The organism is Enterobacter sp. KBR-315C3_2022, from assembly GCF_041399425.1.
Classification (GTDB): Bacteria; Pseudomonadota; Gammaproteobacteria; order Enterobacterales; family Enterobacteriaceae; genus Enterobacter.
This window is the reverse complement of the sequence record NZ_JBGKEB010000013.1, coordinates 1-13,726: the sequence shown is the minus strand read 5'-3', so window position 1 is coordinate 13,726 and position 13,726 is coordinate 1. Positions and strand designations below refer to the sequence as shown.

The 13,726-nt window shown below is 53.8% G+C and carries 16 protein-coding genes and 1 pseudogene; 11 read left to right on the top strand and 6 right to left on the bottom strand.

Annotated elements, in window-relative coordinates; genetic code table 11:
• Window positions 1–25: 25 nt before the first annotated feature.
• The 3 genes and pseudogenes from AB8804_RS14675 to AB8804_RS14665 all read right to left on the bottom strand — a co-directional run.
• Window positions 26–1,495: an alpha/beta hydrolase gene (locus AB8804_RS14675; RefSeq protein WP_371187356.1), complete on the bottom strand. Its 1,470-nt coding sequence runs from the start codon at window positions 1,493–1,495 to the stop codon at window positions 26–28.
• 206 nt (window positions 1,496–1,701) lie between these two features.
• Window positions 1,702–2,142 (bottom strand): HIRAN domain-containing protein, encoded by a 441-nt coding sequence (locus tag AB8804_RS14670; RefSeq protein ID WP_371187354.1) that lies wholly within the window; start codon window positions 2,140–2,142, stop codon window positions 1,702–1,704.
• Between the two features lie 124 nt (window positions 2,143–2,266).
• Window positions 2,267–2,581 (bottom strand): annotated as a pseudogene (locus AB8804_RS14665) (DUF4158 domain-containing protein); the annotation flags it as partial.
• 148 nt (window positions 2,582–2,729) lie between these two features.
• Here AB8804_RS14665 and AB8804_RS14660 point away from each other — a divergent pair.
• The 4 genes from AB8804_RS14660 (at window position 2,730) to AB8804_RS14645 (ending at window position 5,076) form a co-directional block, all read left to right on the top strand.
• Window positions 2,730–3,302, top strand: coding sequence for a recombinase family protein (locus AB8804_RS14660; RefSeq protein ID WP_371187352.1), 573 nt, complete (start codon window positions 2,730–2,732; stop codon window positions 3,300–3,302).
• Window positions 3,303–3,341: 39 nt separating this feature from the next.
• A complete protein-coding gene (locus AB8804_RS14655) occupies window positions 3,342–4,034 on the top strand; it encodes a hypothetical protein (protein WP_371187350.1) in 693 nt (230 codons plus the stop codon).
• A gap of 233 nt (window positions 4,035–4,267) precedes the next feature.
• Window positions 4,268–4,747, top strand: coding sequence for an Hcp family type VI secretion system effector (locus AB8804_RS14650; protein ID WP_371187348.1), 480 nt, complete (start codon window positions 4,268–4,270; stop codon window positions 4,745–4,747).
• Window positions 4,748–4,803: 56 nt separating this feature from the next.
• Window positions 4,804–5,076, top strand: a complete 273-nt coding sequence (locus AB8804_RS14645) for an arylsulfatase regulator (protein WP_371187346.1) — start codon at window positions 4,804–4,806, stop codon at window positions 5,074–5,076.
• Between the two features lie 411 nt (window positions 5,077–5,487).
• Here AB8804_RS14645 and AB8804_RS14640 read toward each other — a convergent pair whose 3' ends face one another.
• Window positions 5,488–6,237, bottom strand: coding sequence for an SDR family oxidoreductase (locus AB8804_RS14640; protein ID WP_371187344.1), 750 nt, complete (start codon window positions 6,235–6,237; stop codon window positions 5,488–5,490).
• 137 nt (window positions 6,238–6,374) lie between these two features.
• Here AB8804_RS14640 and AB8804_RS14635 point away from each other — a divergent pair, with 137 nt between their 5' ends.
• The gene (locus tag AB8804_RS14635) at window positions 6,375–7,280 is read left to right on the top strand and encodes a LysR family transcriptional regulator (RefSeq protein WP_371187342.1); all 906 of its coding nucleotides are present in this window, start codon (window positions 6,375–6,377) and stop codon (window positions 7,278–7,280) included.
• A gap of 22 nt (window positions 7,281–7,302) precedes the next feature.
• On the opposite strand, the gene AB8804_RS14630 is transcribed toward AB8804_RS14635, so the two are convergent.
• Window positions 7,303–7,731 carry an OsmC family protein gene (locus tag AB8804_RS14630; RefSeq protein WP_371187340.1) on the bottom strand — a complete coding sequence of 143 codons (429 nt, stop codon included), beginning with the start codon at window positions 7,729–7,731 and terminating at the stop codon, window positions 7,303–7,305.
• A 75-nt stretch (window positions 7,732–7,806) separates the two neighbouring features.
• Window positions 7,807–8,688 carry a LysR family transcriptional regulator gene (locus AB8804_RS14625; RefSeq protein ID WP_371187338.1) on the bottom strand — a complete coding sequence of 294 codons (882 nt, stop codon included), beginning with the start codon at window positions 8,686–8,688 and terminating at the stop codon, window positions 7,807–7,809.
• A 110-nt stretch (window positions 8,689–8,798) separates the two neighbouring features.
• Between AB8804_RS14625 and AB8804_RS14620 the strand changes: the two genes are divergently transcribed.
• The 6 genes from AB8804_RS14620 to AB8804_RS14595 all read left to right on the top strand — a co-directional run.
• Entirely contained in the window at window positions 8,799–9,650 is an 852-nt protein-coding gene (locus AB8804_RS14620) for a Vmh family MBL fold metallo-hydrolase (protein ID WP_371187574.1), read from the top strand.
• A gap of 50 nt (window positions 9,651–9,700) precedes the next feature.
• Window positions 9,701–10,222, top strand: coding sequence for a VOC family protein (locus tag AB8804_RS14615; RefSeq protein WP_371187336.1), 522 nt, complete (start codon window positions 9,701–9,703; stop codon window positions 10,220–10,222).
• Window positions 10,223–10,361: 139 nt separating this feature from the next.
• Window positions 10,362–10,577: a biofilm-dependent modulation protein gene (bdm, locus tag AB8804_RS14610; protein WP_112010065.1), complete on the top strand. Its 216-nt coding sequence runs from the start codon at window positions 10,362–10,364 to the stop codon at window positions 10,575–10,577.
• Between the two features lie 95 nt (window positions 10,578–10,672).
• Entirely contained in the window at window positions 10,673–10,810 is a 138-nt protein-coding gene (sra, locus tag AB8804_RS14605; RefSeq protein WP_013096533.1) for a stationary-phase-induced ribosome-associated protein, read from the top strand.
• A 177-nt stretch (window positions 10,811–10,987) separates the two neighbouring features.
• Entirely contained in the window at window positions 10,988–12,685 is a 1,698-nt protein-coding gene (locus AB8804_RS14600) for an NAD-dependent malic enzyme (RefSeq protein ID WP_371187331.1), read from the top strand.
• A gap of 289 nt (window positions 12,686–12,974) precedes the next feature.
• Window positions 12,975–13,726, top strand: a 752-nt coding sequence (locus AB8804_RS14595; RefSeq protein ID WP_371187329.1) for a DDE-type integrase/transposase/recombinase, incomplete at its 3' end; no start/stop codon positions are given.

The following is a 13,726-nucleotide window of genomic DNA, read 5'->3' as shown; positions in this document are numbered from 1 at the left end:
ATAAAATCCGTGAATACCTCAAAGATTAATCCACTCTTTCATTAATCCTTTCCACCATGTAATCGTAAAACGGATTCGAGGTTACCCGCATCAGGCTATCCTTGCTCACGCTGAGCACCGACGTTTCGCCCCACAGCGCGATGGTTCCGAGGCTGATGCCGTAGCGGTTTTTCACCTCCGGATGGCGGCCGTATAAATCGTCATCGGGCGGGAACGGCACGGCGACGTGCGAAAGCGAGTAGATTTCTGCCGGATACGGCGTAGAGAGCGGCTCAACGCGCTCTCGAGTTTGCCCGGCTGGCGTGGTTTTAGCCACCGCGTCCAGGCTGTGCTCGCTGGCGTTGGCTATCGTCGTGACAGTGTAACGCCTCACCTGGGGCGGCAGCAGTTCGGACACCGCCGTCCACGATGCCGGTTTGAACAGTGGCCTGAAGCTTCCCGCCTGGTTAATGTCGAAGATCACCAGCTCGCTGCCGTTTTCCGGAAGGCGCTCAAACAGTTCGGTGACGACCGCCCGCGTGCTCACCGTGGAATCCATCACCGACTGGAACGCCAGCACCGGCGGCAGATCGTCAAGACGGCGTTCGCGGGCGTCGCGGCCCAGCTGCTCCTGCAGCGCCTGGGTCAGAAGCCACGACTGACGCGCGGCGTTCACCGGGAACGAGTTGTATTTATAAGGATTGTATTCCGGTGCGATAGTGAGCCACGCCGCTTTAGCAAACGCGGGCAGCATGGCGGGAAGGCCCGCCAGTCCGGCAAACCGAGCGAAAGACGTGACGCCGATCATCGGCGACAACAGGACCAGCTGCTGAGGTTTTCTCAGCTGTGCGGAGTCGAGCGCATCGAGGGCATATTTCATCGCCAGCGCGCCGCCGTTAGAGTACCCCACCAGATGCAGCGGAACCTTGTCCCCTGCAAGGCGGGTGGCCTCGCGCACGGCAAGCCGCGTGGCCGCCATCCACATCTCCCAGTCGACGTCCGTCAGCGCGCCCGGTGCGGTGCCGTGTCCGGGAAGACGCGGCGCCACGGCAACAAAGCCGCGCCGCTGATAGTCAAGGGCAAGATGCTTCACGCTGTAGGGGGAATCCGTAAGCCCGTGCAGGAGCACAACCGCGCCGTGCGGCGTTCCGGCAGGCATTAGCACAAACGAGCGGTTCGCATCGGGCGCGAACTGCCCCGGCCAGACCAGGCTTTTGCGGTAATAGCGGTTTAGCGGCGTGCGATCCTCCGCCCCGCTTTTCGCGGTAACGCTGTAATCCAGATCGGCGAAGATAGCGTTTTCCCGCGCGACGTAGTGCGCATAGTCGGACTTGTCCATCTCCCGCGCGGTCATTTCATCCGCTTTCCAGGTGTGCCAGAGATGCAGATCCGGCCCCTGCTGCGAGAGATACACCCGCACCGCCAGCAGCACGACCAGCGTTGTACCCAGCACCAGCGCGATTTTTTTTATGAGTCCCATGACCCGCACGCTGATGCGCCACGGCAGATTCACCATTCTGCTATCCCTTACCTGTTTGGTCTTTATCAATCTTACCAAAAATGTAAAGGGTCTGACGTATTCATGGTATCTATTGCAAGCTTTTTTAACTAATTGCTATATATGAATTTTTTTACTATGTCGAATGTCAATTGCTGTACAAAGCAATACACACTGCAATACGCGGGACATGTCACCGAACAAAAAAAGGAGTAATCATGCCTTTATTTTTGGATTTGCAGGCGATCGCCAACATCGGCGGCGGAATGATTATTGATGCCCGTAACTTCACCAACCTTGAACTTCAAAGCCTGGCGGTAGTAGCAAGCAAAAAATGTAGGTATGGCGTTCGGGTTATGAGGAATCCATATGCGCTCAAAAGTAAGGTTTTTTACCTTTCCCCCTGAATCCAGAAAATGAGCAACTTGTTTAGCCATCTCCCTATCCAGATAGCCTATTTTGTAAGAACTCGCCCCAATTAAACCTGTGCTGACAATATGAACGGCAATAGCGTTTTCATCATGGTGATTATCCATTTCACGCTGGAGGATAGGTTGATATTTTTTACCTGCTTCGGGATCAAGATGCCTTCTGACAATATTTTTTCGGTCAGTTCCATCCTCGTTTTCAGTGTGAATCCCTGCAACCTCAATTTGATAGAGCATACAATTTCCCTTTTTTCCTTGTTTGCTCAGTAAGTTAATCATTTTAGTAAAATATTTTTTACATTTTAAGTGCTAATCACCACTAGGCTGCATGATAAATCTACGGAAGAAGTATTTTGCAATAGAGAGGCTGATCCTGAAGTGACGCCCCCTGGAAATAACGGCTCAGGACAAAATTGTAGTCATCCTTAACATCATCCCACCCGAAGCGGAAAAACAGATGTTTGGTTTTAAAATAAGCGATCTGGAGGATGCAATAAATTTGAGCATGAAGCCCCTGGCGACTACTGGCCAGCGCCAGTTCAGACTCATCCAGAGCCAGAAATTCCAGCCGCTGTGCATCATTGAAATCAGGAAGTCCATACAGCGCTTCCTGTTCGGCACTATTTAAAACTGCCAGTCGTTCGCTTTTACCTGTCGCTTTACCACGCGTTGTCATCCTGACCCCAATTAATCATGTCCGTAAGAGGATCGCTCTGCGGACAGTAAAAATTAAATTTGCGCTTCAGAGAAAATCACTGCTGGCGTTGTCTCATATCACTGGTACGATATCAATCTCTTTGACGGCCCCTTATACGTACATACTTATGACTGAAATTCGCATTGGCTATGCCCGGTGTTCAACTGACCGCCAGGATCTGGCCACCCAGCAGGAAGCCCTGGTCAACCTGGGTGTAGCTTCGGACCGGATTTATACCGACAAGGGTCTGACCGGTACAAACCGCCAGAGGCCCGGGCTGGATCAGGCGCTGGCGGCCGTTCGTCAGGGAGATACGCTGGTCGTACCTAAACTGGACAGGCTGGCCCGTTCAGTTCTAGATGCTCGGGAAATTGCCGATGCACTACAGGCCCGTGGCGTGAAACTGGCTCTCGGTACGAGCATCTATGACCCGGTAGATCCGATGGGCAAAATGTTCTTCAACGTGCTGGCGACCTTTGCTGAGTTTGAAGGCGATCTGATACGGCTGCGTACCCGCGAAGGGATGGCCATCGCCCTGGCAAAAGGAAAACTGCGGGGGAAGCAGCCGAAGCTGTCAGAAAAACAGCAGAAAGAGCTCTGCCGGATGCATGAAAGTGGCGAGTACTCTATCAGCGATCTGGCTGAATTATTTTCCGTTTCGCGACCAACTGTTTACCGGACGCTTTCCCGTGGGGAATAATGAAAAACTGGATTTAATGAAAATAAGCAAGGAGCATTTATGTATGGCAACAATGAAATTATCAGTTATTTACAGGCAAATAAGGTTCTTGCGCTAAAACTCGACCATGCACTAACAGGCGTAGGAAACGCTGTATCAAATCAGATTGAAACGATCGGCGCAGGTGCAACGCGTGCACTTTATTATACATCCTGCTTTACTGAGGAATACCAGGACGTATGTCAGCAGCAAAAGTCTGATGATATTCGGTTCAAAAATGGTGTTATTTATCTTCTTCGGCATGGCAACGTTGCGTATGATATGCTCAAGATATATTTCGAGGAAATATTTAAATATAAAACATCAGAACAGCTTGAACGTATCAAACAAATGCTTATGGCTGTTAATATCCATATTGCCGCAAGCTCACTCACAAACATGGGATTTGCTTTAGCAACGGCATCATTTGTTGCTGCAGGCATGAATCTAAGCCTTGAACTCAGTGCCCTGGTAGGGCGAAGAACGGGACAGGTTGTTGGGGCTATTGGCTTATATGGTGTTGTGCAAAAAGCAGCAGATAGTGCGCGTCGTCTTCATATTACTCATCCAGAGTACTACTCCGCGCTATATGCTCAAGAGCTGGAAATGATGTATTTCCTGATAGAGCCATTGTTTGAGCGGGCTGAGGCGTTTAAAGCCCAATGGGTATCGGATGATGAAATTGCAGACATTATAACCAGGATGATTCGATAACCATGATGAATCTTGTCAAAAGGTTTTTCAAGCGAATGTTCAGGTCACTGGTTTCGATGTATGGCCCAGCCGTACTGACAATCATATTCGCTTTAGTTCAGGGGTTGTTATTTCCAGATAGTCCAATCTGGCTTATCCCTTTATTTTTTTTGTTTGTGATGATTGTTTTATCTATATATGAAGTTGTAAATTTCAAACGTTAAAGTTATCTTAAGTTTTTATAAGCAAATAATATGTCTACTCCCGCACACTTATGGCTTGAAGATGAAAATGGTTCTCCAATTGTAGGCAGCTGCATGATGCCCCTGCGCTTAGGTTCTATTGAACTGAAATCATTCTCCCACGGCGTCACTATTCCGGTTGATCCGAGTTGGGGAAAACTTACCGGAACGCGAGTTCATAGCCCGATCACGATAGTGAAAGAATTTGATCAGACAACACCACTCCTGTACCGCGCTGTCTGCGAAGGCCGAACCATGAAGAAGGCGACAATCAAGATGTACCGTATTCTGGAGTCAGGTATCGAGGCCGAGTATTTCAATATCATTCTGGAAAACGTCAAGTTCACAACAGTTGCCCCATATTTGGCTCCTAACGGTATGAGTAGTACTCACCTTGAAACGCTCGAATTACGTTATGAGGCGATCACCTGGAAGTATACGGAAGGAAATATCATCTATCGTGATTCATGGAACGATCGTTGCTGTGCCTGATAACTAAGGGAATCAGAGGAGGCAAATACCTCCTCTGGTACTAACGAGGAGATAAAATGGTCGACTTAACTACTGAACAACGACAGTTGGCAGAGATAGTTCATGATTATGCCTGTCGGTTTCCTCTTACAGAAAATGGTGATGCTCAGTTATTGCAGGGCTGCTATGACTATATGGAAGCCTTTAAACGGGTGATGGACAGCGCTTCAAAAGTCCAGATGGACTACATTTGCCTGCAATACCCTGGATCTTTTCGCTTTGCACAATGGATGGAAAGGCTGGTTCAGGGCATTGCCGATGGAGTGATTGAGGTGCCGAAAGATCACTAATAACAACGGGCCGGAAATTTCGGCAGTTCCGGCGTAGAACCACAAAACTAACAGCGCCGTGTTTACTCACCCTGGCAGACATTCCTCGCTCGTCAGAAATAACCCGCTGCTTGTCCTGCGGCTTACCCATCGGTTTTTTTAGTTGCTTGTCACTCAGCTTGTTTTCCGCTGCCATTTCTTTTCCTCGCAAACACAAAAGCAATACACGCTGCAATATACAGCAGACCGTAACAGGGCAAACAAAGCCGATCTTATTTGAACATCAAAAACAGAATTGTTTTTTATTCAATGGATTACCGAACGAAACCGAACCTGATTGGCGGCCTGTTTTGTGTATATTGTATGCTCATGGTAGTTATCGGCAACGTAGGTTGCTACAGCCCTCCTCGAAAGGCTGTAGCACCCCCTGCTTTAAATCTGCGCCATCCCACCGTCCACAAACAGCTCGGTGGCGTTAATAAAGCTCGCCGCATCGGAGGCTAAAAACGCCACGGCTTTACCCACTTCTCCCGGCGCGCCCAGACGGCCCAGCGGCACCTGCGCGGCCAGCGCGTCGAACAGGCCCTGACGCTGTTCTTCGGGAACCAGGTCGCCCAGGCCGGGCGTTTTGACGGGGCCGGGGCTGACCACGTTGACGCGGATGCCACGCCCCTGCAGATCAAGCGCCCACGAGCGGGCAAAGTTGCGCACCGCGGCTTTGCTGGCGCTGTAAACGCTAAAGTTTGCAGTGCCTTTGATTGATACCGTCGATCCGGTCAGGATAATCGACGCCCCGGCAGAGAGCAGCGGCAGCGCCTTTTGCACCGTAAACAGCACGCCGCGCACGTTGGTGCCAAAAATCCGGTCAAACTGTTCTTCGGTAATCGCGCCCAGCGGCAGCATGTCCCCACCTCCCGCGTTGGCGAAAAGGATATCCAGCCGCCCTTCGTCTTTCGCTATTTGGGCGTAAACCTCATCGAGATCGGCAAGTTTAGACACGTCGGCGCGAATGCCTACCGCCGATGAGCCCACTTCCGCGACCGCGGCGTCCAGCTCTGCCTGGCGACGGCCTGTGATGTAGACCTTGGCGCCCTGTGCCGCCAGCTCCTGCGCGGTGGCAAGACCAATACCCGTGCTGCCGCCGGTGACCAGTGCAATTTTTCCTGCGAGCGTTGTATTCATGTTGTTCACCTTAATTTCGCGTTGAGAGATGCAGGGTGTCGCCTGCGTTGAACAGACTTTAGCCCTTGCGGGATTAGCGAAAAATGGGCAAAAATGAAAATGACTTTTCACAACAGGAAATAATCAAGGGGAAGCGCGTGGATCAACTTATGGCAATGCGCGCCTTTGCGCGCGTGGTGGAATCAGGCAGCTTTACCCGCGCGGCGGATTCACTGAATATGCCGATCGCCACGCTGAGCAAGCTGGTGAAATCCCTGGAATCGCATCTCGAAACGAGGCTCCTGCACCGCACCACGCGCCGCGTCGTCACCACGCCGGAAGGGATGGAATATTACGAGAAAGCCATGCGGGTGCTCATCGACATCGAAGATATCGACACCTCCTTTCGCGCGTCATGCTGTACGCCAAAAGGCCATCTGCGCGTTGACGTGGGCGGTTCAACCGCTCGCGACGTGCTGATCCCCCTTCTGCCCGATTTTATGCGGCGCTACCCGGACATCCGCATCGACCTCGGCGTCTCCGACCACCCGGTGGATTTAATCAGCGGCAACGTGGACTGCGTTATACGGGGCGGCCCGCTGGATGATTCAACCCTGATTGCCCGCCACATTGGCGATGCCGAACTGCTCACCTGCGCGACGCCGCACTATTTAAAAACCTATGGCGTACCGGCGTACCCGCAGGAGCTGCGAAACGGCCACCGGCTGGTCAGCTATCTTTCACCCGTCACCGGGCGGGCATTTCCGTTTCGCTTCAGGGAAAATGGCAACGCGCTGGAGATCGCCGTGCCGCATTATCTTGGCGTCAATGAAAGTAACGGCCATCTCGCGGCCGCGCTGGCGGGTTTGGGAATTATTCAGACGTTTGGCTATGCCGCTCGGGCCCACCTGCAGGCAGGCACCGTGGTTGAGATACTCCGGGACTGGCGTCCGAAGGCGTATCCTTTTCACGTGGTTTACCCGCAGAACAGGCACCTGACGCACCGCCTGCGGGTCTTTATCGCGTGGCTGGCAGAGGTGTTCCCCGCCGCGCTGAAAGGCTAGCCGGGCGAGTGCCCGGCGAAGGTTAATTCAGCTTATAGTCCAGGGTGATTTCAGCCTTCAGCACCTGAGAAACCGGGCACCCGGCCTTCGCTTTCTGGATGATGCCGTCAAACTGCTGCGGGTCGATGCCAGGCACCGTCACCTTGCTTTGCAGGGCAATTTTGCTGATAGCAAAACCGGCGTCGGTTTTGTCCAAAGAGACGACCGCTTTCGTGTCAATCGAATCAGCCGTATAGCCCGCCTCGCCCAGCATCAGCGACAGCGCCATTGAGAAGCATGCCGCATGCGCCGCGCCGATCAGCTCTTCCGGGTTGGTACCCTTTTCCCCTTCGAAACGGGTATTAAAGCCGTAAGGTTGCTGATTCAGGACGCCACTCTCAGTAGAAACCGTCCCTTTCCCGCGCTTAATATCGCCAGACCAGTGTGCCGAACCGTGCTTATGAATCGTCATTATTGCTCTCCTTTTGGCTTACAAAGGGTTAAGTATAGGACGTCAGTCACATTTTGCCGCGAACACAGACGAGTCTTACCCGAGCGCAAGCGAGTGCGCCAATGCGTCGAGGAACACGCGCTGGGCTGCGGGCTGATAGTCCCGCGACTGATAAATGCCATAAATACCGATCGGCTTCGGCGTAAATTCGCTCAGCACCGGCACCAGGGTTCCGTTGTGCAGCGCGTCCTGCGCCTCGCGCTCGGGCAGCATGGCAATGCCGCAGTGGGCGATGGCGGCCTCCATTAGCAGAGAGGATATGCTCGCGCTCAGGTTACCGCTCACGGCTACGGACGCCAGTTCACCATCGGGGCTGATAAACCGCCACGACTGCCCGGCAAAAAAGCTGTAATGCAGGCAGTTATGCTCAGTTAAATCCTCCAGACGCGCGGGCGTGCCGCGCGCGGCAAGGTATTGCGGCGAGGCGCAGAGCACCGAGCGGCACTCCCCGATCCTGCGCGCAATCATCCCCGGCTCGGGGGTGTCGGTAATACGAATCGCCACGTCGATACGCTCGCCGACGAGGCTGACGGGATGGTTATTCACGTCCAGCTCGACGCGCAGGTGCGGAAAACGCGCAAGCATCTCCGGCAGCACCGGGGCGATCACCTGCATCGCCGTGAAGTGCGCGCAGGCGACGCGCAGCGTGCCGGACGGCATGTCGCTTGCGGACTGATCCTCAATTTCCTGCGATATCTGAGATAGCGTGCGCGTTTTTTGCAGCACTTTTTCCCCTGCGGCGGTCAGGGTGAGCTTGCGCGTTGAGCGGTTAACCAGCCGCGCGCCCGCCCATTTTTCCATCTGCTCAAGGTAGCGGCTGACCATAGGCCGAGAGATCCCGAGCGCTCTTCCAGCGGCGCTCAGGCTTCCGAGTTCACATATGCGGTTGTAGACCTGAGCGGCAATCACGCGATCCATTTGTTGCTCCATCTGCTCGATTTATGAAACTAAGCATGTCCTGTTTCAGGAATAGTGGCAAATGCTCAGTTACTTATAATAAAGACTTTCCTGATAACAGAGACACGATGATGAAGCTTACCCACCTTGCCGCGCTGGGCACCGTTTTTACGCCGGTTGCGTTTGCCGCACCGCTGACCGTTGATACCTACAACCCGCAGGAGAAGGCCATTTTCGCCGTCTCTTCGACCCTGGTTTCCGGGCCGAAAGAGGCCGTGCTGTTTGACGCGCAGTTCAGCGTGAAGGACGGCGAAGCGCTGGTCGAAAAAATCCGCAAAAGCGGCAAAACGCTGAATAAAATCGTAATTACCTCCGGCGATCCGGACTTCTATTTCGGCCTGCAGCCGCTGGTGAAGGCCTTCCCGAACGCCAAAGTGCTCGCTACCCAGCGCGTTGTGGACCATATCAAGGCCACAAAGGACGCCAAGCTCGCCTACTGGGGCCCGCAGATGAAGGACGGCGCGCCAACGGCGCTGTTCGTTCCGCAGGTTCTGGCGTCCAACACGTTTACCATCGACGGCGAGAAAGTGGATATTGAAGACGCGGAGAGCTACGCCGCCTACGTCTGGATCCCGTCGGCGAAAACCATTCTGGGCGGAACCGGCGTGTCGTGGGGGATCCACGTCTGGACGGCGGATACGCAAACCAAAGCGGCGCGCCAGCAGTGGCAGCAAACGCTGGAGGCGATGGCCGCGCACGAGCCAGAGCGCGTGATCCCTGGCCACTACCTCGGCACGCCGCCAGCGGGAACCGGCGCCATCGACTTTACGCGCCAGTATTTGCAGCACTTTGAACAGGCCCTGGCGGACAGCAAAAACTCCGCAGGCGTTATCGCTGCGATGAAAAAACAGTATCCCGACCTGGCGGAAGAGAGTTCTCTGGAGCTCAGCGCCAAAGTGAATACCGGCGAAATGAAGTGGTAATAGCCTGAATTTCTCCTGCTATATTTATTATTTTATAGCAGGAGAAAAAAATGCCTTCGACGGTAAGAGGAATTGACCACATTGGTATTACGGTACCGGATATTGAACAAGCCACCCTATTTTTAGAACGCGCCTTTGACGCACGCGTTTTATATCACTCGGTCACGCCGGACAGCGAAAATATTGACCACGATGCACAAGAACACACGCTAAGGCTATTCCCCGGCACGCGCATCCGCGCCATACGCATGCTTGCCATGCCCCACGGGCCGGGAATAGAGCTGTTTGAAATGCACGGCCCTGAACAGGGGCCTCCCGCGCGCGCCAGCGATTTCGGGCTGCAGCACTTTGCCGTCTATGTCGATGATTTTTCAAAGGCTATCGCCTCCTTCACCGCCGCCGGTGGCGAGATGTTCACCGAACCCAAGCCGCTTACCTTTCCGGATGAACGCGGAGAAGGCAATGCGTTTTGCTACGGGCAGACGCCCTGGGGCAGCATTGTCGAGCTGATTTCCTGGCCCTCCCCGATGCCTTACGAAAAAAAGACCTCGTTACGGCGCTGGAAGCCGTAATTGCGTCTCGCCCCCTGAAAAATGATATTTTTATTTCCAGGACGAATCTTAGCCACATCCACAAAAATATTTGCGACTCTGTCTATGAATTAAATTTTTGCGAGCCGTACCATTAAACAGACAACGACACGGAGGCAGTATGTTTACTTATTACCCGGCACACACCACTTCAGCACAGCCCGAACTTGTTAACGCCATTGCGCAAGGCATCCATGCGGAGCGTGGAGCTGTTACTGAAGATGACATTTTGATGGAGCTGACCAAATGGGTTGAGGCTTCAGACAATGACATCCTCAGTGACATCTACCAGCAAACCATTAACTACGTCGTCAGCGGCCAGCATGCCGCTTTCTAAAAATCTGCTAAGCTGGATCTGCAACCTAAGGGGTTACATTTCGTTTGCGTAAGCAAACTTGTCCTTAAAACTATCAACAGGATTGAGGAGTTAATATGAAATCGAACCGTCAGGCACGCCATATTTTGGGGCTGAACTACAAGCTGTCTAACCAGCGTAAGGTGGTGATTGAGGGCGACAGCGAAACGCAAGTCACCCACGCTACCGGCAGAAAACGCCACGCAGGCAAGTAAGTCCCGCTAAGATATCCACAACACCATCGGCAAAAACCGGTGGTGTTTTTTTTATGTGGTGCGGTAATTCACATTTAGCTCCTTTATAATATCGCCCGAACCGCAGCCCTCAGCACAGCCCAGAAAGATGATAAACGACAGTGTCAGGGACGGATCTTCAAAAATTGAGTGAGTGACATGGACAACAAACTGAAAAAACATCGTTCCTTATACATCCCGTACGCCGGCCCCGTTTTACTCGAGTTTCCCCTGCTCAACAAAGGCAGCGCCTTCAGCATGGAAGAGCGCAGCAGCTTTAACCTGCTTGGCCTGCTGCCGGAAGTGGTCGAAACCATCGAAGAGCAGGCGGAGCGCGCCTGGATCCAGTATCAGGGCTTTAAAACCGAAATCGATAAACACATCTACCTGCGCAACATTCAGGACACCAACGAAACGCTTTTCTATCGCCTGGTGCAAAACCATCTCGAAGAGATGATGCCGGTGATTTATACCCCTACGGTCGGCGCGGCCTGTGAGCGTTTCTCCGAGATCTACCGTCGCTCGCGCGGGGTATTCATCTCTTACCAGAACCGTCACAACATGGACGATATTCTGCAGAACGTGCCAAACCACAACATCAAGGTGATCGTGGTGACCGACGGCGAACGTATCCTCGGCCTCGGCGATCAGGGCATCGGCGGGATGGGGATCCCTATCGGCAAGCTCTCTCTGTATACCGCCTGCGGCGGCATCAGCCCGGCCTATACCCTGCCGGTGGTGCTGGACGTGGGAACCAACAACCAGCAGCTGCTGAGCGATCCGCTGTACATGGGCTGGCGCCATCCGCGCATTACCGACGACGAGTATTATCAGTTCGTTGATGACTTTATCCAGGCCGTGAAGCACCGCTGGCCGGACGTGCTGCTGCAGTTCGAAGATTTTGCCCAGAAGAACGCCATGCCGCTGCTGAACCGCTACCGCGATGAGATCTGCTCGTTTAACGACGACATCCAGGGCACCGCCGCCGTTACCGTCGGCACGCTGATTGCCGCCAGCCGCGCGGCGGGCAGCCAGCTCAGCTATCAGAAAATTGTCTTCCTTGGCGCAGGCTCGGCCGGGTGCGGTATCGCCGAGCAAATCATCGCCCAGACCCAGCGCGAAGGATTAAGCGAAGAGCTGGCCCGCTCCCGCGTGTTTATGGTTGACCGCTTCGGCCTGCTGACCGACGGCATGCCAAACCTGCTGCCGTTCCAGACTAAGCTGGTGCAGAAGCGTGAAAACCTGAAGAACTGGGACACGGATAACGAGGTTCTCTCCCTGCTGGACGTGGTGCGCAACGTGAAGCCGGACATCCTGATCGGCGTATCCGGGCAAACCGGCCTCTTCACCGAGGAGATCATTCGCGAGATGCATAAATACTGCGAGCGGCCTATCGTCATGCCGCTGTCTAACCCTACCTCACGCGTGGAGGCCACGCCGCAGGACATCATCGCCTGGACCGAGGGCAACGCGCTGGTCGCCACCGGCAGCCCGTTCGACCCGGTGGTGTGGAAAGACAAGCTCTATCCGATCGCCCAGTGCAACAACTCCTACATCTTCCCGGGGATTGGTCTGGGCGTGATCGCGTCCGGCGCGTCGCGCATTACCGATGAAATGCTGATGTCCGCAAGCGAAACGCTGGCCGGTCACTCACCGCTGGTGAACAACGGCGAAGGGCTGGTGCTGCCGGAGCTGAAGGATATCCAGAAAGTGTCCCGCGCGATCGCGTTCGCGGTCGGCAAAATGGCGCAGCAGCAGGGCGTGGCGGTAAAAACCTCCGCAGATGCCTTGCAGCAGGCCATCGACGATAACTACTGGATGCCGGAATACCGGAGCTATCGCCGGACGTCGATTTAACTCAGATTAAACTCTCCCTCTCCCTCAAGGGCTGAGAGAGCCCCACAAATTGCAGCCTGGCACAGAATACTCCCTCTCCATTTAGGGAGAGGGCTGGGGTGAGGGGGAGCATGCGACTCAGGTGGTTGTTCCGTTCACCTTAAGTTCTGCACTGCTCTGTCTGCAGCGTCACCCGTGAACGTGTGAAGGGGGCTCGCCGTGTATGAACCGGTCACATGGGTAACACTTTAAACCGGGCACATGGGTAACAGGTTATAACGGTACGGTAAACAGCTGATGGAGGTTTACCGTGCCCTGGACTGAGACTGTTACCATGCAACGTTTGCAGTTTGTCGCGGCCTGCCTTGAAGGCAATCTTTCTATTGCTGAGGTGTGCCGCCAATTCAATATCAGCCGTAAAACCGCCTACAAGTGGCTGGCTCGCTTTTCCCCGGATGACATTGCTTCTCTCACCGATCGTTCCCGTGCACGTCATCATCAGAACAGCACGCCTGAACCTATGATGAAGTTGCTGCTGGAGACAAAGCAGCAATATCCACTGTGGGGACCAGAGAAAATCAGACAGCGGTTGCTTAACCTGAACATCAGTAACGTACCAGCGGCCAGCACGATTGGGGATCTCTTACGTCGCCACGGTCTGGTCAAAAAACGTAAGGCTCCAGCTTTTAAATCCGCGCGCCCTCATGAACTACATTCTGTTATTCAGCCAAACGATGTCTGGAGCGCTGATTTCAAAGGGCAGTTTACCCACGCCAGCGGGCGCTGGTGTTATCCCTTTACGCTGACTGATAACTACAGCAGGATTGTTCTGGCCTGCGAGGCCACTTATGTTCCAGATGCCCGTTTTGTCATTTTCTGTCTGGAACGGGTGTTTCGCGAATGTGGTATGCCGCAGGTGCTTCGAACCGATAACGGAGCTCCATTTGCAGATGCCGGTCTGTGGAGGCTAAGTCAGATGTCAATCTGGCTGATAAAGTGTGGGATCCAACCCGAGCGTATCCGTGCGGGTAAACCCACGGAGAACGGACGGCATGAACGGAT

What these genes read in the sequence shown, in the direction of transcription:
- AB8804_RS14660 (WP_371187352.1), top strand. Translation starts at nt 2,730, where the DNA reads ATGACTGAAATTCGCATTGGCTATGCCCGGTGTTCAACTGACCGCCAG.
- AB8804_RS14650 (WP_371187348.1), top strand. Translation starts at nt 4,268, where the DNA reads ATGTCTACTCCCGCACACTTATGGCTTGAAGATGAAAATGGTTCTCCA.
- sra (WP_013096533.1), top strand. Translation starts at nt 10,673, where the DNA reads ATGAAATCGAACCGTCAGGCACGCCATATTTTGGGGCTGAACTACAAG.
- AB8804_RS14625 (WP_371187338.1), bottom strand. Translation starts at nt 8,688, where the DNA reads ATGGATCGCGTGATTGCCGCTCAGGTCTACAACCGCATATGTGAACTC.
- AB8804_RS14620 (WP_371187574.1), top strand. Translation starts at nt 8,799, where the DNA reads ATGAAGCTTACCCACCTTGCCGCGCTGGGCACCGTTTTTACGCCGGTT.
- bdm (WP_112010065.1), top strand. Translation starts at nt 10,362, where the DNA reads ATGTTTACTTATTACCCGGCACACACCACTTCAGCACAGCCCGAACTT.
- AB8804_RS14600 (WP_371187331.1), top strand. Translation starts at nt 10,988, where the DNA reads ATGGACAACAAACTGAAAAAACATCGTTCCTTATACATCCCGTACGCC.
- AB8804_RS14630 (WP_371187340.1), bottom strand. Translation starts at nt 7,731, where the DNA reads ATGACGATTCATAAGCACGGTTCGGCACACTGGTCTGGCGATATTAAG.
- AB8804_RS14655 (WP_371187350.1), top strand. Translation starts at nt 3,342, where the DNA reads ATGTATGGCAACAATGAAATTATCAGTTATTTACAGGCAAATAAGGTT.
- AB8804_RS14670 (WP_371187354.1), bottom strand. Translation starts at nt 2,142, where the DNA reads ATGCTCTATCAAATTGAGGTTGCAGGGATTCACACTGAAAACGAGGAT.
- AB8804_RS14675 (WP_371187356.1), bottom strand. Translation starts at nt 1,495, where the DNA reads ATGGTGAATCTGCCGTGGCGCATCAGCGTGCGGGTCATGGGACTCATA.
- AB8804_RS14645 (WP_371187346.1), top strand. Translation starts at nt 4,804, where the DNA reads ATGGTCGACTTAACTACTGAACAACGACAGTTGGCAGAGATAGTTCAT.
- AB8804_RS14615 (WP_371187336.1), top strand. Translation starts at nt 9,701, where the DNA reads ATGCCTTCGACGGTAAGAGGAATTGACCACATTGGTATTACGGTACCG.
- AB8804_RS14640 (WP_371187344.1), bottom strand. Translation starts at nt 6,237, where the DNA reads ATGAATACAACGCTCGCAGGAAAAATTGCACTGGTCACCGGCGGCAGC.